General features: G+C 37.3%; 23 protein-coding genes and 1 tRNA gene. 14 read left to right on the forward strand and 10 right to left on the reverse strand.

All coding sequences use genetic code 11. The features are described from left to right. Positions 1-482: 482 nt before the first annotated feature. Together ASJ81_RS18175 and ASJ81_RS18180 are read left to right on the forward strand one after the other, a co-directional pair. Positions 483-791 carry a PadR family transcriptional regulator gene (locus tag ASJ81_RS18175; protein WP_245860288.1) on the forward strand — a complete coding sequence of 103 codons (309 nt, stop codon included), beginning with the start codon at positions 483-485 and terminating at the stop codon, positions 789-791. 2 nt (positions 792-793) lie between these two features. Beyond that, positions 794-1,489, forward strand: coding sequence for a hypothetical protein (locus ASJ81_RS18180; protein ID WP_245860290.1), 696 nt, complete (start codon positions 794-796; stop codon positions 1,487-1,489). Between the two features lie 609 nt (positions 1,490-2,098). On the opposite strand, the gene ASJ81_RS23020 is transcribed toward ASJ81_RS18180, so the two are convergent. Together ASJ81_RS23020 and ASJ81_RS18190 are read right to left on the reverse strand one after the other, a co-directional pair. Further along, complete coding sequence (locus tag ASJ81_RS23020; RefSeq protein WP_095645586.1) at positions 2,099-2,299, reverse strand: hypothetical protein; 201 nt, start codon at positions 2,297-2,299, stop codon at positions 2,099-2,101. A gap of 106 nt (positions 2,300-2,405) precedes the next feature. Beyond that, positions 2,406-2,783 (reverse strand): hypothetical protein, encoded by a 378-nt coding sequence (locus tag ASJ81_RS18190; protein ID WP_095645587.1) that lies wholly within the window; start codon positions 2,781-2,783, stop codon positions 2,406-2,408. A gap of 296 nt (positions 2,784-3,079) precedes the next feature. Between ASJ81_RS18190 and ASJ81_RS18195 the strand changes: the two genes are divergently transcribed. The 5 genes from ASJ81_RS18195 (at position 3,080) to ASJ81_RS18220 (ending at position 12,054) form a co-directional block, all read left to right on the forward strand. Then, a complete protein-coding gene (locus tag ASJ81_RS18195; RefSeq protein ID WP_245860292.1) occupies positions 3,080-3,946 on the forward strand; it encodes a glycosyl hydrolase family 28-related protein in 867 nt (288 codons plus the stop codon). Between the two features lie 710 nt (positions 3,947-4,656). After that, complete coding sequence (mutS, locus tag ASJ81_RS18205) at positions 4,657-7,359, forward strand: DNA mismatch repair protein MutS (RefSeq protein WP_095645589.1); 2,703 nt, start codon at positions 4,657-4,659, stop codon at positions 7,357-7,359. Positions 7,360-7,665: 306 nt separating this feature from the next. Further along, on the forward strand, positions 7,666-9,732 hold the full coding sequence (gene mutL, locus ASJ81_RS18210) for a DNA mismatch repair endonuclease MutL (RefSeq protein ID WP_245860293.1): 2,067 nt from the start codon (positions 7,666-7,668) through the stop codon (positions 9,730-9,732). Between the two features lie 683 nt (positions 9,733-10,415). Next, on the forward strand, positions 10,416-11,435 hold the full coding sequence (locus tag ASJ81_RS18215) for a cobalt-precorrin-5B (C(1))-methyltransferase (RefSeq protein ID WP_095645591.1): 1,020 nt from the start codon (positions 10,416-10,418) through the stop codon (positions 11,433-11,435). 25 nt (positions 11,436-11,460) lie between these two features. Beyond that, positions 11,461-12,054: a cobalt-precorrin-7 (C(5))-methyltransferase gene (locus ASJ81_RS18220; protein WP_095645592.1), complete on the forward strand. Its 594-nt coding sequence runs from the start codon at positions 11,461-11,463 to the stop codon at positions 12,052-12,054. 244 nt (positions 12,055-12,298) lie between these two features. Here the strand turns inward: ASJ81_RS18220 and ASJ81_RS18225 are convergent, their stop codons facing one another. Continuing rightward, positions 12,299-13,063 carry an A24 family peptidase C-terminal domain-containing protein gene (locus ASJ81_RS18225; protein ID WP_095645593.1) on the reverse strand — a complete coding sequence of 255 codons (765 nt, stop codon included), beginning with the start codon at positions 13,061-13,063 and terminating at the stop codon, positions 12,299-12,301. 114 nt (positions 13,064-13,177) lie between these two features. Between ASJ81_RS18225 and ASJ81_RS24330 the strand changes: the two genes are divergently transcribed. Then, entirely contained in the window at positions 13,178-13,300 is a 123-nt protein-coding gene (locus ASJ81_RS24330) for a hypothetical protein (protein WP_275112590.1), read from the forward strand. Between the two features lie 119 nt (positions 13,301-13,419). Further along, positions 13,420-13,493, forward strand: a tRNA-Val gene (locus ASJ81_RS18230). Between the two features lie 76 nt (positions 13,494-13,569). Here the strand turns inward: ASJ81_RS18230 and ASJ81_RS23955 are convergent. The 4 genes from ASJ81_RS23955 to ASJ81_RS18245 are packed head-to-tail and all read right to left on the reverse strand — an operon-like array spanning position 13,570 to position 15,383. Further along, a complete protein-coding gene (locus ASJ81_RS23955; protein ID WP_245860295.1) occupies positions 13,570-13,734 on the reverse strand; it encodes a GyrI-like domain-containing protein in 165 nt (54 codons plus the stop codon). Then, positions 13,673-13,867, reverse strand: coding sequence for a GyrI-like domain-containing protein (locus ASJ81_RS18235; RefSeq protein ID WP_245860297.1), 195 nt, complete (start codon positions 13,865-13,867; stop codon positions 13,673-13,675). The genes ASJ81_RS23955 and ASJ81_RS18235 overlap by 62 nt, the downstream gene beginning before the upstream one ends. Further along, positions 13,864-14,094 (reverse strand): DUF3006 domain-containing protein, encoded by a 231-nt coding sequence (locus tag ASJ81_RS18240; protein WP_095645594.1) that lies wholly within the window; start codon positions 14,092-14,094, stop codon positions 13,864-13,866. The genes ASJ81_RS18235 and ASJ81_RS18240 overlap by 4 nt, the downstream gene beginning before the upstream one ends. A gap of 2 nt (positions 14,095-14,096) precedes the next feature. Next, entirely contained in the window at positions 14,097-15,383 is a 1,287-nt protein-coding gene (locus ASJ81_RS18245) for a lamin tail domain-containing protein (protein ID WP_095645595.1), read from the reverse strand. Positions 15,384-16,062: 679 nt separating this feature from the next. On the opposite strand from ASJ81_RS18245, the gene ASJ81_RS18250 reads away from it, so the two are divergent. Genes ASJ81_RS18250 through ASJ81_RS18260 form a run of 3 tightly spaced genes read left to right on the forward strand, consistent with a single transcriptional unit; the run spans position 16,063 to position 19,583 of the window. After that, the gene (locus ASJ81_RS18250; RefSeq protein ID WP_141241804.1) at positions 16,063-17,037 is read left to right on the forward strand and encodes a hypothetical protein; all 975 of its coding nucleotides are present in this window, start codon (positions 16,063-16,065) and stop codon (positions 17,035-17,037) included. Then, complete coding sequence (locus ASJ81_RS18255) at positions 17,009-17,608, forward strand: hypothetical protein (protein WP_095645597.1); 600 nt, start codon at positions 17,009-17,011, stop codon at positions 17,606-17,608. Before ASJ81_RS18250 ends, ASJ81_RS18255 begins: the two co-directional genes overlap by 29 nt. Before the next feature lie 52 nt (positions 17,609-17,660). Next, entirely contained in the window at positions 17,661-19,583 is a 1,923-nt protein-coding gene (locus ASJ81_RS18260) for a hypothetical protein (protein WP_141241805.1), read from the forward strand. 232 nt (positions 19,584-19,815) lie between these two features. Here ASJ81_RS18260 and ASJ81_RS18265 read toward each other — a convergent pair whose 3' ends face one another. Both ASJ81_RS18265 and ASJ81_RS18270 read right to left on the reverse strand, forming a co-directional pair. Further along, on the reverse strand, positions 19,816-20,004 hold the full coding sequence (locus ASJ81_RS18265; protein WP_095645599.1) for a hypothetical protein: 189 nt from the start codon (positions 20,002-20,004) through the stop codon (positions 19,816-19,818). Continuing rightward, entirely contained in the window at positions 20,001-20,279 is a 279-nt protein-coding gene (locus ASJ81_RS18270; protein ID WP_095645600.1) for a hypothetical protein, read from the reverse strand. The genes ASJ81_RS18265 and ASJ81_RS18270 overlap by 4 nt, the downstream gene beginning before the upstream one ends. Positions 20,280-20,597: 318 nt before the next feature. Between ASJ81_RS18270 and ASJ81_RS18275 the strand changes: the two genes are divergently transcribed. Together ASJ81_RS18275 and ASJ81_RS18285 are read left to right on the forward strand one after the other, a co-directional pair. Next, positions 20,598-22,946: a carboxypeptidase-like regulatory domain-containing protein gene (locus ASJ81_RS18275; protein WP_245860298.1), complete on the forward strand. Its 2,349-nt coding sequence runs from the start codon at positions 20,598-20,600 to the stop codon at positions 22,944-22,946. 631 nt (positions 22,947-23,577) lie between these two features. Further along, the gene (locus tag ASJ81_RS18285) at positions 23,578-23,811 is read left to right on the forward strand and encodes a hypothetical protein (RefSeq protein WP_048108013.1); all 234 of its coding nucleotides are present in this window, start codon (positions 23,578-23,580) and stop codon (positions 23,809-23,811) included. Positions 23,812-24,107: 296 nt separating this feature from the next. Here the strand turns inward: ASJ81_RS18285 and ASJ81_RS18290 are convergent, their stop codons facing one another. Next, positions 24,108-24,779: a pentapeptide repeat-containing protein gene (locus tag ASJ81_RS18290; protein ID WP_095645602.1), complete on the reverse strand. Its 672-nt coding sequence runs from the start codon at positions 24,777-24,779 to the stop codon at positions 24,108-24,110. Positions 24,780-25,224 lie beyond the last annotated feature (445 nt).

A 25,224-nucleotide genomic window follows, 5' to 3' on the forward strand; every position in this document is an offset into this window, starting at 1 on the left:
TCGAATACCCCGCTAGCTTGCTGCGGGGATGGAAACTTCCCCGGTAACCGTTGATAATAATAAAATTTCTCAATTCCATTTTCGATTACTAACTTCTGCTCACACTAAATTGTTTAGGGTTATTATTTCCTTTAACGGAATTTTGAGCGGTGGCGCGAACATACCCCGTTGCTTGCAGCGGGGTGCGCCAGCGCAACTTTGATTTTGTTTTATTCTCTAGTTTAATTTTTTAGATTCTCTTCTCGTCTTTTGCCGGAGTTTACAAGGCACTTACAAAGCAGAGTGAAACACGCTTCTAACAAAAACCGGTATAATGCTGAATTAATTAGCAATATACCGATACACTTATATTGATAGTGCAACTACCTTGCATTACAAGGCAGCTATATTTAATGTGTCTAACTTGCATTACAAGGTAGGTATCGTATTGACTATGAAATGTAGTGTGCGAAAAGAGGTGCAGCATATTGATACCATCGCAAATGCTCAAAGGAATATTGGAAGGCTGTATATTAAAAATAATCAGCAGTAAGGAAATTTACGGCTATGAAATTTCGCAGCAGTTGCAGAAATATGGCTTTTCAGATATTTCAGAAGGCACAATCTATCCGCTCCTGCTCCGCCTTGAAAAGAATAATCTCATAACGGCAAAATATCGTGAGTCGGCTCTTGGGCCAAAACGCAAGTATTTTTCCATCACACCGGCGGGAGAAAAAGAATTGGAGGCATTCGTGAATAACTGGCAAGAGCTCAATCATGCTGTAAATCAATTATTTCATGTTGGGGAATAATGATGAAGACTGAGGCAAAAATACTGAATCAAGAGAATAATGAACTGGATAAGCGGTTAACTGAAGAAAATAATGTTGTCATGACCGATATGGTATGCTATTTGCGCCTGGCAAACATTTCAGAGCATGATCAGGAAGTCGTAAGGCATGATTTGCTGCAAATGGTCTTATCTGCTCAAGAACGTGGCGAAGATATTAAAACGCTGATCGGTGAAGATTATAAATCCTTCTGTGATGAGGTGATAGCTGCACTACCACAGAAAAGTCAAAAAGAGCGAGTCATAGATCTTATTGATATACTTCTTTTGTCCACATCCATTCTTGGAGGAATCCATATTGTCCTTTCCAAAGAAACAATGGAATTAATTTATAATGCGGTAACAGGTCAACAATTAAATTTTCAGATTTCGATTTCTGTTGGTAATTTGTTATCCTATGTAATTATTATTGCAACTGCTTTTCTCATTATTCACGTTATTGGCAAAAATTTACTAAAGCCAGAAGAAAAGCATAACCAAAGTAAGCTAAAAAAGTTCATAATAGCTGGAGCTATAGGCGGAGGTCTAATGTCTGTCTTTTTAATTATTGCATGGGTTGGCAGGCAAACACTCTTTACAGTTAATATATTTGCTGCATGTGTATTTATCTTAGGGCTATATATTGCTCATAAACTTCTTCAAGAATTCATCATAACGTAAAACAATTTTATGGTTGAGCTTAAGCATGATGGGAAAGTGGTAAATGGCAGTTTACCGCTTTTTTGCATACATGCCTTCCTTGGTGTTTCTTTCATCAGTGATAAAGGTACTATCGTATATTCTCGCAACAACAAACACAACTAAGTACCCACCGCAAAATAACTTAGGAATGATTCAAATATAACATCAAGGGTTTTTGTTGCCAAATGATTATTTAAAGGATATAACTATAGATCAATTCCCAATGAAAATTTGAAGTTATATCTTTATCGTTCCTAAACATAAAATCAGCGCTATTGATTCTATAATAATTGGACGTAATTTGTTGTTGATCTTCATTATCCTGGTCCATTTCCGTAGTTTCAAGTAAAAAATATCGATAGTTAGAATCCGCTTCATTGGTCATCGGTTAAGGAAAAATCGTTATCAATTGCATTGATTTTCATAAAATTTATTAAATTATTCATCAAATGCAAAACTGGAATCTGATATCGATTTCAATTTAAACACTAAACATTTGGGTTTGAGTTTTTCCGTCGAAATCGAGATCAGCAGCTCAAAATCCTTAACCGAATACAAATGGAATCCGCTTATGTAGTTAAAAACTTTTCAATTCACCCAAATAATAAATATGGTATTCAGGGTTTGGCTCAGAAGATAAGGCACTTTGTATTTGAAAAAAAGTTGGAAATTTGCTTTTTCATCAGGGTTTACTAAAAATTCATTATCTGCTATTGTCTGAGGATGGTTTATTCCATCAGTGTAAGTAGCTGGTATATCTGGACTGTACATTACTTCATTCCATTCCAACACTCATGCATTAGGATTTATATTGTAACTGACATTCTCAGCGTTATTCATTTCAATAGTTGCAATTACAAAGAAACATCCAGAGTCTGCTTTTTCAAATTCAAAATCAAGGCTTCTGCGTCGAGTTGTAAATTTCCACTAATCTTACATGGTTATTATCTGGAGCATATAATGCTCCCTTTTCCAGTAAATTCTTGACGGCCTCTTCCAACTCAACAACGTGAGATATTTTGCTGGCATAAATTTCTTTTTTTGGAATGTTTACACTATAACCGTAATGATCAACTAACCAGAAATACAATTTTCTAGCATTTGGAAACAAACTTATTTCCTTTGCGGTCCGGTTTAATTGCAAACTTGCAGTTTGGGCAGCGTATAGATAAGTGTTCTCCCAAATTGATACCGAGCGGTTAATTAAATCTTTTGTTATCTCTTGCGAAAAGTGCAGTCTTGTCATTGAAGAACTAATTTTTGGAACTACCATACCCATATTCTTGTTTGGAATTGTAGAAAACACTTATATTATTGTTTTTATATTCATGTACTAATAAAATAGAAATAAAAGTATCCATATTATATAAATGCCAGGTGAGGTAACAAAAAAGCAGAAGTAATAACCCTATTTACATATTATGAAATCTGAGATCCTGTTAATTTAAGATAAAAATCCAACCCAAAGGTGGTATGATGTTAAAAAGATATTTAGTACACATATTTCTAGTAATATTTCTTAGTTTAACTACCATACCTTGTGTACTATGTGCACAGAGTACAATATCCGTGAATGCTACATCTATAACAGATGCACAGACTTCAATAAATAGTGCAATAAATTCCGTCTCCGCAGGTGCAACATCAAATAACCCGGGATATGTGCTCCTTAATGCTGGCATATATAATATAAGCGGACCGATACGTTTAAAATCCAATGTAGTACTAAAAGGTGCAGGCGACAGCACAATAATCTTTTCTAATGGTTCAGTTTGTACCTCCAATGAAGCACCTGCATATATATATGGGTTAAATGTTTCTAATGTCGAAATATGTAACCTCCAATTCCAGAGTACAGCAAGGGGGCCTCAAGACGGTGGTCATAAGGGCGGTCGATTTTGTATTAATCTAAACTCGACTAACAATAGTACAGTACATGATATTTTATTTACCCCCTACCTTTACTGTGATGGTGTACGAGTGGAAAAGGGTTCCAATATAACCGTGTATAATTGTAGGGCTCGCACAGGACATGACGGAATATCATTCCTTTTAGGTTCGTCCAATTGTCGAGCATATAATAATGATATTGATATTAGAGTTAATACTGGCATCAGGGTAAGAGATTCAAAAGGCATTAGACTTGACCACAACACCTTTTACGGTCTACATGAATCTGGCTGGTGTTGTACTGAAATGGAAGAGAATGTTTCTGCAGAAATAGATCACAATATTTTCCATGATTACAGAGGTTTATCAGGCAACGCTGCAGTCCAACCACGTCATGCAAATGGTTCTGTTTCTGTTCATGATAATGTTTTATGGAATGTTGGGAATATCTCTATGGGTTCGGGTTCAGGGAATATAATGGATCCATCCGACAAAAATGTTAATTATTGGGTATTAAAAGGATATGGATATGGTTCTATTAAATAACCCCACTACAACTTGGGTATTTTTGCAAGAACTACCAAATCGAGGTTCCGTTGCAAAAAATATTTGCTAGGGACATAATAAAATAAAAAAGAGGTAACTATTCGGCCTATGTAAAACAGAATCAATAGCCATCTTTATTAAAACTCAATTGACAAATTTCTGTAAAAGGAGCGCCGATAACTATACACTGAATAGTTACAATTGATTTTACTAATAATTTATTCTCTCATTTATTTTCATTCTTTTTATTATTTTCAGTAACTCTTCCACGCAGGTAATTTTCCCGGATTTTTTCGATCATTTCCTCATTAGCTTCAATAACAAAGGCTCCTACATAACCGCATTCCTTGCAGTGGTAAACTGCACCTGCATACCCGCCAACTTCATAATATAAATCTGCGTTTCCGCAGACAGGGCAAACTTCTATGAGTTTTTCCTGGTCCAGAACAACTCCTCCTCAAAATGGCTTTCAATACTGAATTGTTAAATATATATAAGAAGGATGATTTTAATAAAGATATCATCTCATTAATCAATACTTAAATGTATTACCAGTATTTATGGAATCCTGACCAGGACATCTAACAAGGATGTCTTACAAAGGTATTTCCCAGTACCTGAGGAATCTTTAGAAACCTGGAATTCCCAATGAAATCCCAATTTTAAACAGAATGATAACAGAATGATTCAAGGCCTACAGTGAGTGAAAAATGACTGAAATGATGACCCCTGCAATGCGCCAGTACTACGAAGCCAAGCAGGCATATCCTGACACCCTGATCTTCTTCCGTATGGGGGACTTCTATGAATCCTTTGGGGAAGATGCAAAAACTATTGCAAAAGAACTCGAGATCACGCTTACAGCCCGAGGCAAGGACAAATCAGGAGAGAGAATGCCTCTTGCAGGAATACCCTACCATGCAATTGACACCTATCTGCCAAGGCTCATAAATAAAGGGTATAAAGTTGCAATTTGCGAACAGCTTGAAGACCCGAAAAAGGCAAAAGGAGTTGTAAAACGAGGAGTTGTCAGGGTGGTCACGCCAGGTACGGCAATTGATTCTTCAATGTTTTCAGATGCCTCAAATAATTACCTTATGGCAGTTGCTGGGCGAGAAATCGGAAAGTCCGGAAAACATGCCGAAAAGGAAATAGAAATTGGAGTGTCCTTTCTCGATATTTCCACAGGAGAATTCTTTACAACTCAATTCAGGGACTCAGAAAGTTTTGAAAAGCTTCTAAGCGAACTTGCTCGGATGCGGCCGTCCGAATGCATCCTTCCTCCATCCTTGTACGGAAATACGGATCTTGCCGAGAGGTTGAGAGCTCAGACTATTGTGCAGGAGTTTGCTCCCGATATTTCCGGAGCAAAGGAAGCTGGAGAAAGGCTGAAGACCCATTTCAAGGTTGCAACTCTTGAAGGCATGGGCTGTGAGAACCTGGACTTTGCAGTGTATTCAGCCTGTGCTGCTCTGGAATATGCACAGACTACGCAGATGCGGGAGCTTACTCATATCAATACCCTGAGAACTTACTCAAACTCCGAATTTATGGTCCTTGACTCCGTAACCCTGAGGAATCTCGAAATTGTGAAAAATGTGCGAGATGAAGGGGACGAAAATTCCCTTTACCGTGTTTTGAACAGTACGAAAACACCAATGGGAAGCCGTATCCTGAAAAAGTGGTTTTTGAAACCTCTGCTTTCCGTAGAAAAAATTAATCATCGGCTCGATGCTGTTCAAGAACTGTCAGCAAATCCTCTGCTCCGCTACGATATCAGAAACTGGCTTTCAGAGGTAAGGGATATCGAACGCCTCGTAGGCAGGGTAGTATATGGAAACTCAAATGCAAGGGACCTTGTATCTCTGAAAAAATCCCTTGAAGCTCTGCCTTCTGTCCGTGATTCACTTCTGGATAAGGTTGAATCCGAAGATTTAAATGAGATTGCAGTCGGGCTTGCATCGTTTTCCGAACTTGAAAATCTGACTGAAATAATAGATCGAGCAATAGTTGACGAACCACCTCTCTCAGTTAGAGAGGGAGGTATGATAAAGTCGGGATACAGTGAGGAACTTGATGAACTCAAGGATATTGCAAGCAACAGCAAGCAGTGGATTGCAAATTTTCAGCAGAAAGAAAGAGAAAGAAGCGGCATAAAATCCCTGAAAGTGGGATATAATAAGGTTTTTGGATATTATATAGAGGTGACCAATGCCAACAGCAGCCAGGTGCCTGATGACTATATCAGAAAACAAACCATGTCAAATGCCGAGCGTTTCTTTACCCCTGAACTCAAGGAAAAAGAAAGCCTTATTCTGACAGCCAATGAAAAAGCTATAGCTCTCGAGTATGAAATATTTACTGAAATTGTGCAGACACTTTCAGCCCATTCAAAAGAACTTCAGGAAACCGCCGAAAGAATAGGCACGCTTGATGTCCTTGCAGACCTGGCTGAGGTAGCAGAAAATAACAATTATATCAGGCCCCAGCTTACGGACGACTGCAAAATTCTTATCCGGGATGGAAGGCATCCTGTAGTTGAAAATACCGTACATGGCGGCTTTGTCCCAAACGATACCGAAGTGGACTGCAAGGAAAACCAGTTTTTGTTAGTAACAGGCCCGAATATGGCAGGCAAGTCCACTTACATGCGTCAGATAGCGCTTATAGCTATTATGGCTCAGGTAGGTTCTTTTGTTCCTGCCTCCTATGCTTCAATAGGGATTATTGACCAGGTCTTTACAAGAATTGGGGCATTTGACGATCTTGCAAGTGGTCAGAGTACCTTTATGGTAGAAATGGTTGAGCTTGCCAACATCCTGAATAATGCAAGTCCCAGAAGCCTTGTTCTTCTTGATGAGATCGGCAGGGGAACAAGTACCTATGATGGATACAGCATTGCAAAAGCCGTTGTAGAATTCCTGCATAACAGGGGAAAAGTGGGAGTAAGGGCTCTATTTGCAACTCATTACCACCAGCTCACAGCCCTTGAAGAGAAATTAAAAAGAGTCAAAAATTATCATATCGCTGTAAAAGAAGAAGGTCATGAGCTAGTCTTTTTGCGAAAGATCGTGCCTGGCGCAACGGACAGGAGTTACGGAATCCAGGTTGCAAGGCTTGCAGGCGTCCCTGAAAAGGTAATTGAAAGAGCAAATGAGATTCTCAAAGAACTCGAAAGAGAAAACGTGCTTGAAGAAGCTGAAGACGGCAATAATGGGAAAAAGAGAAAAAGCAAAGCTACAGCGCGTTATACCCAGATGATGCTTTTTGACCCTGGAAACAACGGTGAAAATTCAGCAGAGGTAAACAGGCCCAGTCCTGTAGAAACAGCTCTTAGAAAACTGAATGTGGAAGAGATGACACCAATAGAAGCCCTGAATAAGCTCCATGAGCTGAAAAGGCTGCTGAATTAATTGGACTATATCGATTAGAGTCAATTAAAACAGGATTAACGTGGTCGATTAAGGGTCGATTATGGGTAGATTGAGGATCAATTAAGGATCAATTAATTGCAGGATTAAAGATCATTAAGGGTCGATTGAAGATTAATTAATTGCTGGATTAAGGGTCGATTAAAGGTCGATTGAAGATTAATTAATTGCTGGATTAAAGGTCGATTAAAGGTCGATTGAAGGTCGATTGAAGGTCGATTGAAGGTCGATTAAAGGTCGATTAAAGGATGCCCAATGAAACTTTGGTCTGGACGGAGCAAAGGAATTATGGAAGAACACATTGAAGAAAAGAAACAAGCTAAGGGAAATAAAATTCGGATCCTTGATAAGGATACCATAAACAAAATCGCAGCAGGTGAGGTAATCGAGCGTCCTGCGTCCGTAGTGAAAGAGCTGATAGACAATTCAATCGATGCAGGAGCTACAGATATCCGAATTGAAATCGAAAAGGGTGGAAAACGTTCCATTCTTATCCGGGATAACGGATGCGGAATGAGTAGGGGGGATGCCTTGCTTGCATACAAAAAGCATGCAACGAGCAAGCTCACGAGGATTGAAGATCTCAACACTATTTCTACAATGGGTTTTAGGGGAGAAGCCCTTTCTTCTATTACAGCGGTTGCGAAGGTCGAAATTCTTACTCGGCCCCCTGAAGAGATTACAGGTACCAGGATAGTGATCCAGGGTGGAAAAGTTCTGGAAACTTCGGATGCAGGCACGGCTCCAGGTACATCTGTGCACGTAAAAGACCTGTTTTACAACACTCCGGCAAGGCAGAAATATCTTAAAAGTGACCGTACCGAGCTTGCCCATATTACAGATACGATAATGCAGCTTGCTCTGGCAAATCCGGAGATTTCCTTTACTCTGCTCAGTGAAGGAAAACCAGTCATAAGAAATGCAGGTTCAAGTGATCCTTTCAAAAGCATTGTAAACCTTCTGGGCCCGGATACTGCTCGTTCAATGCTTCCCCTGGAACACAGGACCGAAGATTTTGAAATTCTGGGGTATATATCAAAGCCCGAAACCACTCGAAGAGAAAGCGATCAGATTTTCCTGTTCGTAAATACCCGTCCGGTAACCTCAAGAGCCATCAATAAAGCTATTCGAGAAGGGTATTATACTAAAATCCCTAAAGAGCGTTATCCTGTGGCAGTGCTCTCTCTTATTGTCGATCCAGGGGAAGTGGACGTTAATGTACATCCCCGCAAAGCCGAGGTGCGTTTCAGCCGGGAGAAAGAACTTGGAGATGCGGTTACGTTTGCGATAGAGAAAGTACTTTCTGAGAATGTTCTGGCCCCTGAAATCCGGGATAAAAGAGACCGAACTTTTCAGAAAACGTTCAAGGCTTCAGGCTCTTCGGGTATACTGCAGGTATCCGAAGCTGCGGAAATTTTTGGAAGGAAGGATGTCGTAAAGGACATCGGAATTCCGGATACCTGTCTTCATGAAAGGGGCAAGGTTGTAAAAGATAAGTCTGAGACCTACGTTTATCCGGTAAAAGATACCGAGAGAAGACTAAAACGTTCCGAGCGTCTTCTGGATTTAACTGCAGAAGGAGAAGCGCAGGAAATCTCAGGTGATAAAAAGCTGGGCATTAAAACCGAGCAGGAAAGGGAAAGAGAAAAAGAAGAAGAGCGTGAAAAAAGAGTAACAGATATTCAAGAGAATCAAACTGAAAAAACAGGTTTGGAAAATAAAGAACTTGGGGATATAAGTACTGAAAAGGGCTCAAAACTAAAAAAATCGAACACGAATTCTTTTGAAAACCTTAGAGTTATAGGGCAGGTGTCTAAGCTATACATCCTTGCTGAAAGGGGAGAAGATCTTGTGCTTATTGACCAGCATGCTGCTCACGAGAGAATTCTTTACGAGCAGGTTTTAAAAATGAAAAAGTCCGGGGTGCAGGAGCTGATCACACCTGTAACCATAGACCTTACCCCTAAAGAGAAAGTCCTTATGGAAGAATACATTCCTCATCTGGAAGAGTGCGGTTTCGGGATTTCAGAATTCGGGGACAATACATACGTAGTAACCTTCATACCTGAGGTTTTCGGACGGCTTGAGGATCCCGAAATTATACACGATGTAGTTTCTGATCTATTAGCTTCGGGAAAAGTTAAAAAAGATACAGGAATTTCGGAAAGGGTCTGCAAGACCATTGCATGCAGGGCTGCGATTAAAGGAGGAGCTGCTTGCAGCCCCAAACAAATGGAAGAGCTAATAGAACAACTTAAAAAGGCTGAAAACCCTTATTCCTGTCCTCACGGCAGGCCAACTGTTATCACATTTACGAAGGGAGAACTGGACCGTATGTTTGCAAGAATCCAGTAAAATGGGCTGTAATATGAAAAAAATAGCAATCCGATTTTTTATTTATCTATCGGAGTTCAAGCTTTCCCGAATTCTTTGATTCTAGTCCGATAGTACTTTTTCTCTTTAATCTGATCATTTAAGAGTAGTGAACCTGTATTCTAAAGAGAAATTTATTTCAACAAAGTTAAAAAGTGAAGCTGGAAGACCAAAACGTGAGGATTCTACGGAAGTATTACGGAGATATATAATTGGCATGTCCATAATCAATCGATCAATATACTTCTATATTGGGAGATCATTCTTAGTTTCCTATATATTTATATAATAGAACTTAAGATGTAGTACTGTGTCAGACTAGTACTGGCATTTGAAAAAGGCATCATTCCCAAGGCTATTTTTCACACACCAACCCAAATACCCCCCAAATAAAGAACGACTCCCCAATCGTTCAAGAATCCAGGATAAAACCCCATTTCCGAAAAACGACTCCCCAATCCTGGGATGATGCCATCTATTTTCTGTATTTTTTCTATATTTTTTCTATATTTTTTCTATATTTTTTCTATATTTTTGACGTCATTCACTTTTATCATGTGTAGTAAAACCAGAAAACGTGGCAAGACTTATCCCAAAAATCAATCGGGTTTTTTCCGATTTTCACGTCAATACATTTATAATAAAAAACCTCCGAGTATTCTTCCATGATAGATCCTGTGAACAATTTCAAGATCCCTGAAGAATGGATTGTCCGCACCGGGCTTGCCAGGGAAGAACTTGAAGAAAAAGTAGCATCCGGGATGATTGTGGTTCTGAGTGACGGGTCTGTCCTCAAACGAGGATACACTACTGGAACCACAGCAAGTGCTGCTGCAAAAGCAGCGGTTCTTTCCCTTAAGAAAACGGTCGATAATGTATCCGTCCCGACTCCTGTGGGACTGAGAGCTCAGCTTGAGGTCAGTGAAACCTCGCAGGGGCGTGCAATTGTAAAAAAGATTCCTAATGACCATGAATCCGACATTACCCGGGGGCTTGAATTTGTGGGAGAAGCCAGGGAAGCTGAAGGAATACGGATTCTAGGGGGGAAAGGTATAGGAATTGTCAGAAGGGACGGGCTCCAGGTCCCGAAAGGCCAGCCAGCTATTAATCCAAAACCGATGGAACAGATAAAGGCCGCAGTCCAGGAAGCTGTAGAAGAACTGGGCCTGAGTGGAGCCGAGGTTACAATTTCAATTCCGGATGGAGAGAGGATCGGAAAAGAGACCTTAAACAGCAGGATAGGGGTTGAAGGCGGAATTTCCGTACTTGGGAGCACAGGTTTTGTTGAACCCTGGAACGACCACCTTGGGGAAATGAGAGGAGACCTGATCCGCTGCACGGACAGAGTGGTCCTGACTACAGGCCGGATAGGAATGCGCTACTCCCATATGCTTTTTCCTGATTATACAGTCGTTATGATCGGAAGTAGGATCTCGGAAGGGCTTGGTTACGCCTCAGGCGATGTAATTATCTGCGGGCTTCCTGGCCTTGTCCTTAAATGGGGAAACCCTGAGATGCTTGAAAGCAGTGGGTACGCAACCGTTGTCGAAATGCTTAAAAAAGAGCCTGAGCACATACGCCTGAAAGAAGCTTTTGAAATGGCAGTCGAGAAAGGAAAGGGCGCAAGAATCGTGGTAATCGACAGGGACGGATCGGTACTAATGGACAGTAAGAACGAGAGTTAATTAAGACAGGAAAGGGGAAGAAATAATGATCATCGTAGGAGTCGGAGTCGGACCCGGAATGCTCACGGAAGAAGGAATAAGGGCTATAAGGAAAGCTTCTATGGTTTATGGCGCAAAAAGAGCCCTTGAGATTGCCCAGGAATATATTACATGTGAAGCAAAACCGATTAAGGACTATAAATCATTTCACCTTCTGCCAGCCGATGCAGTCGTCCTGTCTACAGGCGATCCTATGTTTTCGGGGCTCGGGAAATTTGCAGGAGAAAAAGATACGGTCATACCCGGGATTTCCTCTATGCAGGTTGCCTGTGCGCGTACAAAAGTGAACCTGACCAACCTCTGCGCAATCACAGCCCACGGCAGGGAATGGGAACCTGCAAAAGCTGAGTTGATTCGGGAATTAAAGAACGGAAGAAATATCTTCCTGCTGCCGGAAGAAACTTTTGGCTCACTTGAGGTCGCAGAAATCCTTAAAGAGCTGGGTATTGAAGCTGAACTTTATACCTGTGAGAACCTCGGCTATCCTGAAGAAAGGATTGCAAAAGGCACGCCTGAAAACCCGCCGGTTCCGGAAACAATTCTTTACGGGCTGCTTGTCGTACAAAAAGGCAATTCTTGAACCGAATACAAAGTTTCGGCTGTCAGATAGGCAAAATCCAGTGGGACCAGTAATTCTGTAAAGTCTATGAGTTTCAGTGTGCGGGCCGAAACGAGTGATAGCACTGAAATCCATCTCCGGATATCTCCGGATTTAACATGGCTTGAGGTTTTACTTACTATGAAGTTTAACCTACCTTGACTTACCATGAGTTTTAACTTACCATGAGTTTTAACTTACCATGAGTTTTAACTTTCCATGAGTTTTAACTTACTATTAGGCTCATGATCGTATAAAAGATCAAATCTCCAAAAACGACAGCAGTAACAAATCCCGCTGTGATTGAAAGCATAAACGGCAGGCCAGGAGTAACCCATATCTCTTTCTCAATCAAACCTTTTTTCAGATATTCTTCAAGTTCCGGTTTTCGGTCCGCATCGAAGTCGAGGCCTGTACGAGCAAACGTTTTGTTGAGGCTTCCGCTTTCGTCAAGCTCAAATCTTTCAAGCAGGCCAAGGTGTTTTTTAAATTTCAATGAAGAAATCTCTGTCCTGTATCCTATAAACATGTAAAGCGGATTCTTAGCCATCTCAGGCGAGAAATGAAGAAGATTGTAGCCGAACATCCCGAGAGGAACAAGTGTTGTCAACAGAAGAGCATTTCCCAGGACAGTAAATGTGAAAAAGCCTATTGGTGGAACTCCTAGTAGAGGATATATTTTTCCTGAAAAACCAAACACCGGATAAGAAGGAAAAAGGATGGAAAGCACGATCAGTCCCTTTGCATCTCCTCCTCCAAAAGCCCCAAATTGAAACAGGATATAGACGATGGTAAAAACAAGAATTCCTGAAGAAAGAAGAGATATGAGGTAGGAAAGTCCCTCTGTGAAAATTTGATAAATAACAAACCCCGAGCCCGATGTAAGCATGCATTTCCAGACCTTATTTGAGACCCTGCGGGATTTAAGGTCCGAATAACACGAGTACAGTAAAAAGGGCATGCTGAAGAGGATTTTAAGGATTTCTATCATTTCAACCCTGCAATGAAATTAGTTTTTACAGTTATTCATATTTCATACTTATTTACTTTATTGATTATGTAAAAAAACGCTTCTTGCAGAACAACTGAAGACTTAAGTTCTTATATGAAATTTCAGCAGAGTAAAAACGAGCTGAACAGGCTTGATAATAAGGTTGAAAATAGATCGAAAATAGATCGAAAAAAGATCGAGAAGAGATTGAAAAAAGCTGAAGTCCAGGCTGAGTAAATATAATAACAATCTCATAACGTGTCGGGTCAGCCTCTATCGTTGTTAACAAGCGATAAGCTTATACATAAGAAGTTCTATTTTATGGTGCTTATCCTTTCTAAATTTCAAAAAGTAATGGGCTCGTGGTCTAGACGGTTATGACGTCGCCTTCACACGGCGGAGGTCCTGAGTTCGAATCTCAGCGGGCCCACTGATATCTTTATCCCACTCTCTTTACTCCTTATTTTTCGATTTTAAGAAGATATTGGCCTTCTTTTCTAGTGCTTCTATTCTTGCTTCAATATCAGATTTCTTGTATCAAACCAGAGAGCATAAATTTCAGTTAATATCTCATCAGGATTAACTTCTCGTGGATCATTAAGATACACCTCACGGACAGGACCGGAAATCATTTTTCCATTTTCTGCAATCCAGGAAAACATTTTTTTCATAAGTTGGGTCGCACTCCTCGTAAGGGCCCTTATGTCTAATCGTTGCCATTTTCCTTCCCGGAATTTCATATACCTTAATTTCTTCATCCTCGGTAATTTTAACAAATTCATAGATAGGAAATACAACTATCACTCTCGATTCTTATTCTTAAGCTTCTCAAGCAGGCTTGATACTCTTTCCTTCGCATCCTCTGTCTCTTGCACATCTTTGGTGATGGTAATATCCAGAACATCACCTTCCTTGCTGCATGCAGGCAACAAAAAGAGAGGGATGTCAATTTTTATTGACTCGTCATCCCTTATAAGCAACACTGCATTACCTTCTTCTATGCGGTCAAGAGTAACTTTGAAGTTTTCCATCCTCAACTCTCCAGTTTTGAGATCAGCTTTCCACTATGGTCGTAGAGATATGCTGTGTCACCATCGTTGTTCCATATAGGGTCGTCTAATTGCCAGTAAAGCTCAGTAGTTGAGCTTGTGCCCTTTCCAGTAAATACAGTTACAGTGGTTCCTGCATTCAGGATGTAAGACTGAAACGTATAGGTATGTTTATTGCCTTCATCTTCAATTTTCCAGCCTTTCAGGGAAACTGGATAAGATCCCGTGTTTGATATCCGAACCCATTCATCTTGAAGATTCAGGTCGCTCACATAAACAGTCGATTTTGCAGAATCTGGAGTTTCAGATTCCTCAGTTGTTGAATCTGTAGAAGTGTAAGCTTCATTTCTACTGGAGATGGTTCCGGTTTTTTCAGTTGTTACGTTATAAGTAGATCCATCGGTTGTAACAGTAATTGTTCCATCCAAGTCTGTTCTGTAGACTTTTGAAGCTTTCTGTAATCTTTCAAGAATCTCAGCATGAGGATGTCCATAGTCGTTTCCTGCTCCAACTTCGATAACACTTACTTCAGGACTTACAGCTGAAATGAACGATGCTCCACTGCCAGATCTGCTGGCGTGATGTCCGACTTTTAATATGTCAGAATCCACATTATATCCAGCTTTAATGATGCGTTCCTCTGTTTCAAGGCCTGCATCACCCATGAGCAAGAATGAAGTGGTTCCGTAAGTTACCTTGAAGACTACTGAGTTTTCGTTCAAATCTTCAGAATATGTCTTTGCAGGATTTAAGACCTCAATATCAACAGCAGGATCAAAATTGATTTTTTGGCCAGCTTGAGCTACCTGGAAGGGAATGTTTTTCTGATCAATAGTGGTCAGCATATCCTCGTAAGTCTTAGAGGTATGAGGGTATCCACTGTCAACAAAATGCTCTACCTGGAAGTTGTTAAGAATCTCGTTCATCCCGCCAATATGATCAGAATGTGGATGGGTTGCAACTATATAATCCAGTGTTGAAATTCCCTGGTCCTGCAAGTAAGCTGTGACAACTTTTCCCTGGTCACTTTCTCCTGAGTCAACTAACATGGATTTTCCATCAATCTCTAGGAGGATTGAGTCTCCTTGATCAACATCCAGGAAATGTACGGTAAGGTTCTGACCTGATTGAGTGACAGTATTTTGAGTAGTTGTAGGACTCGTTTGTTCCGAAGCTGTTTCAATAGGAGCTTCTTTTTGATCTGTACATCCGGATGCAATAAGTATTAGGGTCAGGCAGAAAATTGCAGCAGTCATTTGTGAGGGGTTCATAAATATATTAATGCGTCAGATGTATTAGAAACTTGCATTGAGCTCTCTTAAAACTTATTTTGTTCTTAAACGCTAAAAAGATGACAATTAATACCAAAAAGAAGTGCTTTAAGCTTATATTTTTAGAAATATTCGATCTCGAGTCCTTTTATTCTAAATGCGTTTTCAATTTTCATATACTTTCACCTGTTTTTATTACATCGGGAGCGCAGAAGGTCACGAATACCCCGACTTTTAGAGGCTGTCCGACAATTATTGATAGTAATAAAAAATGCTGAAAAGAAAGCAAATAAGATCTTTAAATCAAAAATGAATAAATTTTTTTATCCCACTTTCTGCAATATTTTCCGGACATTCGTTATTTTTATCCCATACTTTATTTCCATGGGCTTTACAGGAGGACTAGGATAAATTAAAGGAAATGCTGCACATTACAAAACCTTATTTTAATACTTCTTTTGAGTTGCCGCAGTATATGTTAGGTTATAACCACTGCTTTAGCTCCAGTAATCCCCCCTCAAAGTCTTACAGATCTTTTTCTAAATATCCATTACCTTGGTGATTTCATGTAACCAGATGGTGCATATGAGAAGTCTACAACGTTATTATTCTTTCTCTTTTAATTAATACCGAATAAATTCGCAAAATTGATAAGTCATTAGTAAAAATAATGTTTACAATGTCCAAAGGTGACAAGCTAGAAATTTTAGTCGAACAACATTTTCGATGGCTCTTTGAAGAGATGAATTTCCAAGTAATTAGCGTTAGAAGACAAGATAGCGGTGCACAATTTGGATTTGATGTTAAAGTTCAATTTTATGATGACGATGATCATCCAAGAAATTTCTTTTTTGAGTGTAAAGACTATTCTACTGAGCTTAATTTTAATTCTTTACTCAGGAAAATGTTTGAATTAGATAGTTCTGCACATAAAGCTGATGCTTTTATAGCAATATCTCCAAAGATACAGATTTCAAATATTAAGGATAACACGTTGGAAAGTTGTAGAGATAAATTTCCATTTTCTATTGATCTATGGGATACAACGAGTAACATTGAAGAGTTATTTGCATTGAATAGTGATTTCTTTTATGAATTATATAAATATAATTATTCAAACTCAATTGACAACAATAATGTGATAAATAAAACGAAACTAAGAGTCAACAACTTAATAACACAAAAGAATTGTCGTGATTTGGGGAACAGAATCAAAATTATCGACTCGGATAGAGAACCTAATGAGAAAGAAAACTATAAAACAACTCTTGACTGCAAGTTAAACTCTATCTTTCCAGAACATGATGAGACAAGATTACAATACCATAAATTTCGCTGTAACTATAAAATCTATTTAGAAGACTTAGAAGATACTGACAATGATTTAAGATCAGAAATATTAGATTGGCAAGAAAACCTGAAGATTAAAGCATATAGGCTGACAGGAAGATTTAATCTCCATCCTGACGATAGTCCTCGAAAGTTTTTCTATGATTTTTTCGATGAGGCAAAAACAGATTTGGACATTTTTTTTAATAATGGAAACTACACAGGAGACATTGAAAAATTGCTTAATGGAATTGTAATGGAACTCGCTGCTGAATGTCCTCTTGACTGGAGAAATAATGAACCCCGATATCGAGTTATTAATTAATAGAATAGAACAGAAAGAATTAAAAGTACGTGTTAGTTTAGATAGGCCAGTCTATAAACAACCAGAAGATTCTATACTATATCGATCTTGTAGAATTCTTCTTATTTTGGGAATGATAAATCTTGAAAAGGGCCTTAGTAAAGAATTAATTGCTTGTATAGATTTCATTTTAAGGAACACTGGATATCAATCTAAATTTATTCTTGAGTACTTCAAGAATAATAAAGAATTATTAAACAAATTGAACTCTTGGAAAAAACAAAAAAATATCGAAAACGATTTTTACCTGATACAATACAAAAGTGTTCCTTGGGATTTAAGATTTAATGATATGTTTTTATTCTTGTCAATTCGAGGTCTTATAGGTACAAAAAAAACGTCAGATAGTACTAAAATTATAATTTTAGAGAAGGGTATGAATATATCTGAGGCGTTAAGAAGCATTTTTGAAGAAGAAACTAATTTTCTAAATTTGTTTAATGGGAAAATTAAGGAAAAAGATACTAAAAGAATAATTACTGAAGTAATTCCAAACACCTACTGGCGAGAAAATGAGAAACTTATTTGTTAATAAATTGAAATATACTATCCGATGTGCCGATAATTCTACATATGGAGCCTTAGTGGAATTCAAAAAAGGTCTAAATGTAATTTATGGACCTAATTCCGTAGGGAAAAGTAGTATTATAACAGGCATCTTATACGGCTTAGGTGCCGAAAAAGGTCTTGGAATATTTAAATTTAAAGATAACCCATTTAAACCAGAATTCTATGAAAAAATAGAAGAAAAGAATATTATCGAATCTTATCTACTTTTAGAAATTAGCAATTCACATGAAACAATTACTATTAAACGGAATATTATTGGAAAGACAAATATCTGTATTGTAAAAAAGTGTGAGTTGGAGCAATTTTATTCTACTAACAATTTTATGACTTATATAATAAGCAATGGAACAATGGATGAATATGGATTTCAGAGGTATTTATTTAATTTTTTGAACTGGGAAATTGTTGAAGTCGTAGGATATGACGGGGATAATAAAAAATTATATTTTGAAAATTTAGTTCCTCTTTTTTTCGTTGAACAAAAAGCTGGTTGGTCTCAAATACAAGCGCGTCAGATTACTCGATATAATATAAGAGACGTGAAAAAAATATCTTTTGAATACTTACTTGGACTAGGAAAATTCTATGTGCATTTGCTAGAACTGGAGAAAAAAGAGATAAGTAACACAATCAAAAGCTTAAAAACTGAACTATATCTTAAAAGAGATTACATTCTCACGCTAGGAAATGCTACGGTTAGTGACAATAACGTACTTATAATTGATAAAATTGGATTTGGGAGATATGAAATAAATGATTTAATACGTCATATGGAAAATTTGCTAAAAGAGAAAGAAGAAAAAATTCAGGTTATATATGACAAAAAAGATCTATTTGACTCTTCTGCAAATTCTAAAAGAGATAAACTGAGACAAATTCTAAATTCAAAAACTCTGGCTTTAGAAAAAAAAAGAGACTTAGTTAGGGAAATTAACAGTTACAAAAATTATATTGCAAAAATTGAGATTAATAAAAAAAAGAATAAACAATTAGAACAAATTCAGAGGCTCAATCTTGAGTTGAATATTACTCGCTGTCCGGTGTGCGAGTCAAAACTTAGTTCTAATGATGAATCACATTGCCGTTTGTGCAAATCAGAAATAAGTAATATTTCTACTGCAACTGAAAATTTGCTGTTCTTAGAAGATGAAAAGTCTTCTTTTGTTAAGATTTTAGAAGCTCGGGAGCTGGAACTAGAAAAAACATTGCAAATAATTCAAGATTTGAGTTCAGATGAAACTTATCTAAAAAATATGTTAGATTTTCAAATGAAAACTTACCTTGGACAGGAAATACAAAACTTAAGAGAATTAGCAAGGGAAATAGATAAACTTTATTCTGATATTTTAAATTATAAGGAGTTATTATCTAAATGGGAAGGCTTGGAACCGCTTATACATAAAATTGACGAAGCTGAAAAACGCAAAAAGCAAATGGAAAATGAAATAAAAGATTACAATAAATCTACAACAGATCAAGAGATATTAAACGTAATAAAGAATTTCTTTATTAGCAATTCAAAAGAACTACATTTATTTACTTCAAGTAAACTAACGAACGAAATAAAATTAGATACGTCTGATAATTACACTCCTTCTTTGGAATTTTATGATATTTCTAATATTAGCAGTTCGAGTGGTTATATCCGAATTATTCTGAGTTATTACTTAGCTTTACTCCAAGCTTCAGTTAAGTTATTTAATGTAGAAAGAATCAAATACCCAAATCTTTTAATTTTGGACGAGCCTAAACAACAAAATTTGGATGGAAGTGCTATCAAAGCTTTTGTGGAAATTATTGAAAAAATTCCGAATTCTGATAATTGGCAAATTATTTTGACTACGTTTAACCCTGAAGAAAAGAGTTTGCTTGAAAAATACATTCGATATGAGATGAAGAATGATTCTGATTTTTTATTAAAGAGAGTCGGTTCCTGAGCTTCTTTTGAATACCGCGCTCAATTTAGAAATCTCTTTATATACCAATCTCCAGTATCTTTGGACCAATCGTGGTTCATCCTTATTTCAAAATTACTATAAAGCTCCTTAAGAGCCTTCTTTGTATCCGGTTTTTAATTCAAACCGAAATTTGACAGTTAAATAAAAATAGACGCTTTCTGTTTTTTGATGTTCATTGTACCAAATAACACAAAACAAAGAGCACTTATTTTTATTTAACTGTCAAACTCAGTTTTTTGGCAATCGGTTGCCCATAGTGGATATTCTCCTTTAGAAGTTCCACTTTCTGAAGGAAAGCATTAAGGATTATTTCTTCCTGCTTTGATTCTGGTGCCTTACTCAGGAGAGAATTATATTCATTTGCGGCTTCCGGGGTCAGGATCACTCGAACAGATTTCATAGCTCAAGTCCCTGAGCCACTGCCTTTCTCAGGTTTTCATTCCTGCTGTGAATCCAGGTTATTCCCTTAAGCCCGACAGCAATTTTATTGCTCTGCTCCAGATAGTCCAGAATAACCATCAGAGTATTATGATTTACCTGTCTTGGCAACATTTTTTTGAGTTCAGCAACTGTTACAACGCTGTTGGGGCTGTTTTTCAGAGTGTCTTCGACCATAAGAATAGTATTAAGAGTTGGGGAAGGTTTTGTTTTATCAGAACTTAATGCTTCTGCCATTTATATTTCTCCAGTAGATTTGTAACAGCTTTAACGTCTTACTTTTCAGAGATGATTGCGTAATAAAAAGTTATTGGTTAATAACTAATTGGTATTTACACATACTTATGTTTTCCGGAGTAAGATTTTTTGGGTTATTTTAATTTTCACTTATCAGAATAGCGATATTTGTCTTAAGATGCAGATGTCTTTCTTGGCATTTCAAATCAAGTGATGAATTTTTGTTTAGTAACTAGTTTTGAAACTTGTCTTTTAGTTTTGATAATTAAAACGGAAACATCAATAAAAATTTAATATAGTAGTTTCATAGAAAGATTTATGATAAATATTAAACCTCATAATCTTTTTATTTCTCTACTTTTATTCATATGCTTTTTTTCAGCAAATTGTTCAGGTGCAATTATCGATGTGGGCCCGGGAACTTCCTTTAATCCTACAGGTTCAAACGACGAAACTGTTATCAACGCTGCCATACAATCAGCGAATTCAGGTGACACTATACAGCTTGCATCAACTACGTTTCACATAAGTTCACCCATAATCATGAAATCAGGGGTAACTCTTAACGGAAATGGGATTGGTGCGACAGTAATCTATTGTGACAATCCAAGCTCTAATTTTGCAACTCAAAATATTATTGACTGTATAGGTATTTCTGATATTGAAATTTCAAATTTCTTAATTGATGGCGGTTGGGAATCTTTAAGTAAAATGCATGCAGCAAAAAACAAGTATAGGGAGTATGAAAAAGGAGTTTTTTTGTCTGGTTGTTCAAATGTAGTTATTCACGACTTAAAAATGCAATACAGTATGGGGGACTTTATTCACTGTAAAAAAAATACCAACAACGTTCAGGTTTATAATACAGTGTGTAAACCTGGTCATGACAGTTTTGATGCATGGTCAGCCGGTGATGGAATTTTAATATTTAATAATTGTTGGGGTACTTTTATAAATTCTTGCATTAAAATTCATAATACGAAAAACGTTCAAATTTGCAAGAATACTTTCTATACTGATACCGGTTCCGGTAATGCTGGCGTAGAAATTATGGGGGGTAATGTAACAGGCCTTAAGATTAGTAATAATATATTTTCAACACTTCAATTAAATACAATTTATCAAGACCAGGCTGATGGTGCTTGTTCAGGCAGAGGTACTATTTCAAACAATATATTTTATAACAGTCCCGAATATAACGGAATTAACGGTATGAATATCAAGTCGACTGATAATATTGTAACCAGCTCCTATTCATGCTCCAGGGGTACAAAAGACTGTGGGTATGTTGCAGAAAACGGTACAAGAAATTTACCTGTTTACAATGGTTCTGTAGAACCTTCTGTTACTTTTCCAGCCGATGGCAGTACGATTTCAACTGTTAATGGGTATGTAAGCATAAGCTGGGCATATTTGAATGCAACCAGGTATTCTATCAACGTATATAACAGTACATCAAAATTCGACCCTTCTCACTTAATATACAGCCTTAAAACTTCACAAACATCTGCAAATATGCCAATAAATCACAATGGAGCATTTGCTATAAAAATCGGTGCACATGATGACGTTCATAATTCATGGGTATACAGCAGTCCTGTGAGTTTGTTCACGGTAAATGGTGAAAAATCGGCTACAGTTTCTTCCGGCATATTTGGATATTTAACAGATGCAACTACAGGTCAACCTGTTCAGAGTGCTGTAGTTACATTATCAAATAATACGTGGAATTGTACTCAAATTACTGATATTGACGGGCTTTACCAGTTCACTGTGAACAGTGAAAAAGGCAAGTACTGTTTAACTGCTTCAGCAACAGGCTACCTTAACAGTCCTGAATTGCCAGTAAATATGACAGGCATAAACACGGAAATGAACTTAAAAATGGTTGAAGCACCTGATTACTGTGCACCACACTATGTACAATTATATATTTCTAATAATTCAAATGAAAGGATTTATGGATGCGAGGTTCAGATTTACACACCAAATAATGACCCCGCTAATGAAAAACCGAATTTTTGCGCCTGGACGAATAAGGAAGGTAGAGCAAATTTCCATTTGACTCAAGGTGTCACATATAAAATTGTAACAATCACTTTAGATGGACAAAAGTACACTCACAAATTGACGCCTGATCTGGACCAGTACACTATTAAAATACCTGCAGATACCGTATCTGCAATACCTGCAAGTACTACATCTGCAACACCTGCAAGTACTACATCTGCAACACCTGCAATGAAGACTGTGATCAGTGCAAACTGTACTTCTAAACAGATAAACAGTACTGCAGCGTATATTAATGCAAGCTATTATGATTCTTCATCACAGTCCAGCAACCTGACTTTTGTATTGGGCACTATGAGTGATGGGAAAAAATTTGTACCTTGTGGAATTTCAGGTACTAATGATAAAGTAAGTAACCCTATAGGAGTGGTAACTGACTCTTTTATAGTTACTAACTGTTCTGGAAAAACATATACTGTGAGAATCACTGCGCAGTCACAAACTTATGGTTCCGTATGTGAAGCTGTTAATGTATCATTCCCGAGTAAATTTCCAAATAATAATGTACCGTCTGTAGGGTTTAACATGAGTTATTTCTGTATTTTAATCCTGGTTATTGCAGGACTAATATTCTCAAAAACTCGTAAGGCACATTAATTATCTGTACCTTATTATATAATTTTCATTTTATGAAACAGTTTTCTAGTGACTTGGTTCTTCTTTTAATGAGAAAGAAAAAAGTCTACATTATTTGGCTCGCCAATAACGATGTTTTCATTGTTTATTCTCAAGCCTTTAAACGGTGGGGACTTGAGTTTTAATCTTAGAGAACCTATTTTCTTTTTTGATTTTATTTTCTTTACTTTTGGATTTAGAGACTTTATAAACTTCCTGTTTTAGTACTTCGATTCTTGCTTTAAGGTCAGATTTTGCTTCTGATTGTACAACTAAAGTCACATTTAAGCTCTTTTTCAAGGATAATTTAAACAGATTTATCATTGTATTACCATTGTATAACTTTTGTATTACCATTGTATGACTTTTGTATTACCATTGTATTGCTGTTGTATTATCATTGTGCTACCAATGTATTCATTTTGAATATTTATACGTTTATTCCTGCAAAAATCTATTGCCGATAATCAGATTAAGCTCAATCATCAGTGAAAATGCATACCTGAATAAGGAGGAACTAAATGCAACTCAACCAAAAAATTAATAAAGAAATAATGTATTAAATTGTAAAAAATTAATAGAGTTCAGAAGAAGATTATCGGGAGATCTCCGCATGAAACGAAAATTCAAATCAGGAGAAAGTTATCTTGTTTTGTATGACTGTGGTACTGCCATCTTACACTATGGAGATTCGTCTCCAGTTAAATGTGATTATTATGAAAGTGGAAACCTCATAACAATTAGATTAGAGGGAGATACAATGCAGATGATAATAGAAGAAGGAAGCATTAGTTCGATTATGGGTGATAAATGGGAGGAGGTTTATCCATTTGAGGTTGCATTATGATATTTATTCTTTTCTTTTATAATCTTACTGTAAATACTGTAATTGTCTAGCAATTTGAATACAATTCACTCAGATTCTGTAAAGGATTGAAACGTCAAAAAGTATTATTCTTAGGCTGCATATCTATAAACTCTATTGGAAGATCGTTATACTAGTGCTTTGATTCCAAAATCAATTCCTTATTTCTTGGAAAAATCTGTGATCTTTAGATCTGTTGATAAATCAATTTTTATGAACAACTTCGAACTGTAGTCTAAAAACCTATAATGGAAGTTCTGGTAATATCCAGTCATTTATCAGGTTTTTTCAAACAGGGAAGGATAGTTCTCTTTTAATGGAACCAGGATCTCCTCGTCTAATTTTGCGTTATAAAGTGTTTTCACTTTAGAAGCTTGCTCAATAGATAAATCATGAACTCCTGTAAGGTTAGCTCTTTCAAGGTTTGCTTCCTCAAGATCAGTTCTCAGAAGATAGGCTTTGTGAAGGTCTGCTCCATAGAGGTTAGCACCTCTAAGGTTAGCTTCTTGAAGGTTTGCCTCCTGAAGGCCAGCTCCATACAGGTCAGCCTCTTCAAGATTAGTTCCTTGCAGATTAGCTCCCTCAAGATTAGCCACCTGAAAGTTAGCCTTTTTAAGGTTAGCTCCTTTAAGGTTCGCCAGATGAAGGTTCGCCAGTTGAAAGTTAGCTTTTTCAAGGTTAGCCTGTTCAAGATTAGTTTTTACAAGGCTGGCTCCCTGTAGATTAGCTTCTTGGAGGTTAGCTTCCTGAAGATTAGCTCCTTTACCTTCAAGAAGGTGAGTATCTGAAAGGTTGGCTCCTCGAAGATCAGCCTTTTTAAGGTTAGCTCCTCGAAGGTCAGCTCCTTCAAGGTTAGTTTTTACAAGGTCAGCCTCTTGAAAGTCCGCTCCTTGAAGTTTAGCTCCTATAAGATTGGCTCCCCTAAGGTGTGTTTTCCCCGATATACCCATAAAAGTAAATCTGCTCTACATTGAAATAAACATTACTGCTCCGGGAAAGTATCTTCTACTTCTCTAAATATGGTTAGTTATATTTTACTCAGAAAACGTATATGAAATTCTTCGAATAACATGCACAAATCAATGAAAGTACTTTACCCCCTCTTTTTCAAAATAGGAAGATTGTCGAGACTGAGATATTCTCGGTTGATGAACGAATAAAAATAATTAGTGAAATATTTGCGATAATGGAAAAAGAAGGTGAAGAGAACACGTGAGGAAGATATCCTCATCTACTTTCATGCTAAATAGTCCGTAGTACTTTATTGAATTCACTCTGGTTTTGGTTCAGCCTTTAGTTTTACTTGTTTTATACTCACTTTTCGAGTTACAAGTATCTTTCATTGGTCATCGGTTCAGGCTTCACTTCCTTCTCCTGTTATTCTTTTTTGATCCA

Source organism: Methanosarcina spelaei, assembly GCF_002287235.1.
Taxonomy (GTDB): Archaea; Halobacteriota; Methanosarcinia; order Methanosarcinales; family Methanosarcinaceae; genus Methanosarcina; species Methanosarcina spelaei.

Bases quoted from the DNA above. Each gene is read 5' to 3' on its own strand.
- ASJ81_RS18250 (WP_141241804.1), top strand. From the start codon at position 16,063: ATGTCCAAAGGTGACAAGCTAGAAATTTTAGTCGAACAACATTTTCGA.
- ASJ81_RS18190 (WP_095645587.1), bottom strand. From the start codon at position 2,783: ATGGTAGTTCCAAAAATTAGTTCTTCAATGACAAGACTGCACTTTTCG.
- ASJ81_RS18285 (WP_048108013.1), top strand. From the start codon at position 23,578: ATGAAACGAAAATTCAAATCAGGAGAAAGTTATCTTGTTTTGTATGAC.
- ASJ81_RS18225 (WP_095645593.1), bottom strand. From the start codon at position 13,063: ATGATAGAAATCCTTAAAATCCTCTTCAGCATGCCCTTTTTACTGTAC.
- ASJ81_RS23955 (WP_245860295.1), bottom strand. From the start codon at position 13,734: ATGAAAAAAATGTTTTCCTGGATTGCAGAAAATGGAAAAATGATTTCC.
- ASJ81_RS18265 (WP_095645599.1), bottom strand. From the start codon at position 20,004: ATGAAATCTGTTCGAGTGATCCTGACCCCGGAAGCCGCAAATGAATAT.
- ASJ81_RS18175 (WP_245860288.1), top strand. From the start codon at position 483: ATGCTCAAAGGAATATTGGAAGGCTGTATATTAAAAATAATCAGCAGT.
- ASJ81_RS18270 (WP_095645600.1), bottom strand. From the start codon at position 20,279: ATGGCAGAAGCATTAAGTTCTGATAAAACAAAACCTTCCCCAACTCTT.
- mutS (WP_095645589.1), top strand. From the start codon at position 4,657: ATGACTGAAATGATGACCCCTGCAATGCGCCAGTACTACGAAGCCAAG.
- ASJ81_RS18180 (WP_245860290.1), top strand. From the start codon at position 794: ATGAAGACTGAGGCAAAAATACTGAATCAAGAGAATAATGAACTGGAT.
- ASJ81_RS18290 (WP_095645602.1), bottom strand. From the start codon at position 24,779: ATGGGTATATCGGGGAAAACACACCTTAGGGGAGCCAATCTTATAGGA.
- ASJ81_RS18255 (WP_095645597.1), top strand. From the start codon at position 17,009: ATGAACCCCGATATCGAGTTATTAATTAATAGAATAGAACAGAAAGAA.
- ASJ81_RS18220 (WP_095645592.1), top strand. From the start codon at position 11,461: ATGATCATCGTAGGAGTCGGAGTCGGACCCGGAATGCTCACGGAAGAA.
- ASJ81_RS18245 (WP_095645595.1), bottom strand. From the start codon at position 15,383: ATGAACCCCTCACAAATGACTGCTGCAATTTTCTGCCTGACCCTAATA.
- ASJ81_RS18215 (WP_095645591.1), top strand. From the start codon at position 10,416: ATGATAGATCCTGTGAACAATTTCAAGATCCCTGAAGAATGGATTGTC.
- ASJ81_RS18275 (WP_245860298.1), top strand. From the start codon at position 20,598: ATGATAAATATTAAACCTCATAATCTTTTTATTTCTCTACTTTTATTC.
- ASJ81_RS24330 (WP_275112590.1), top strand. From the start codon at position 13,178: ATGAAATTTCAGCAGAGTAAAAACGAGCTGAACAGGCTTGATAATAAG.
- ASJ81_RS18240 (WP_095645594.1), bottom strand. From the start codon at position 14,094: ATGGAAAACTTCAAAGTTACTCTTGACCGCATAGAAGAAGGTAATGCA.
- mutL (WP_245860293.1), top strand. From the start codon at position 7,666: ATGGAAGAACACATTGAAGAAAAGAAACAAGCTAAGGGAAATAAAATT.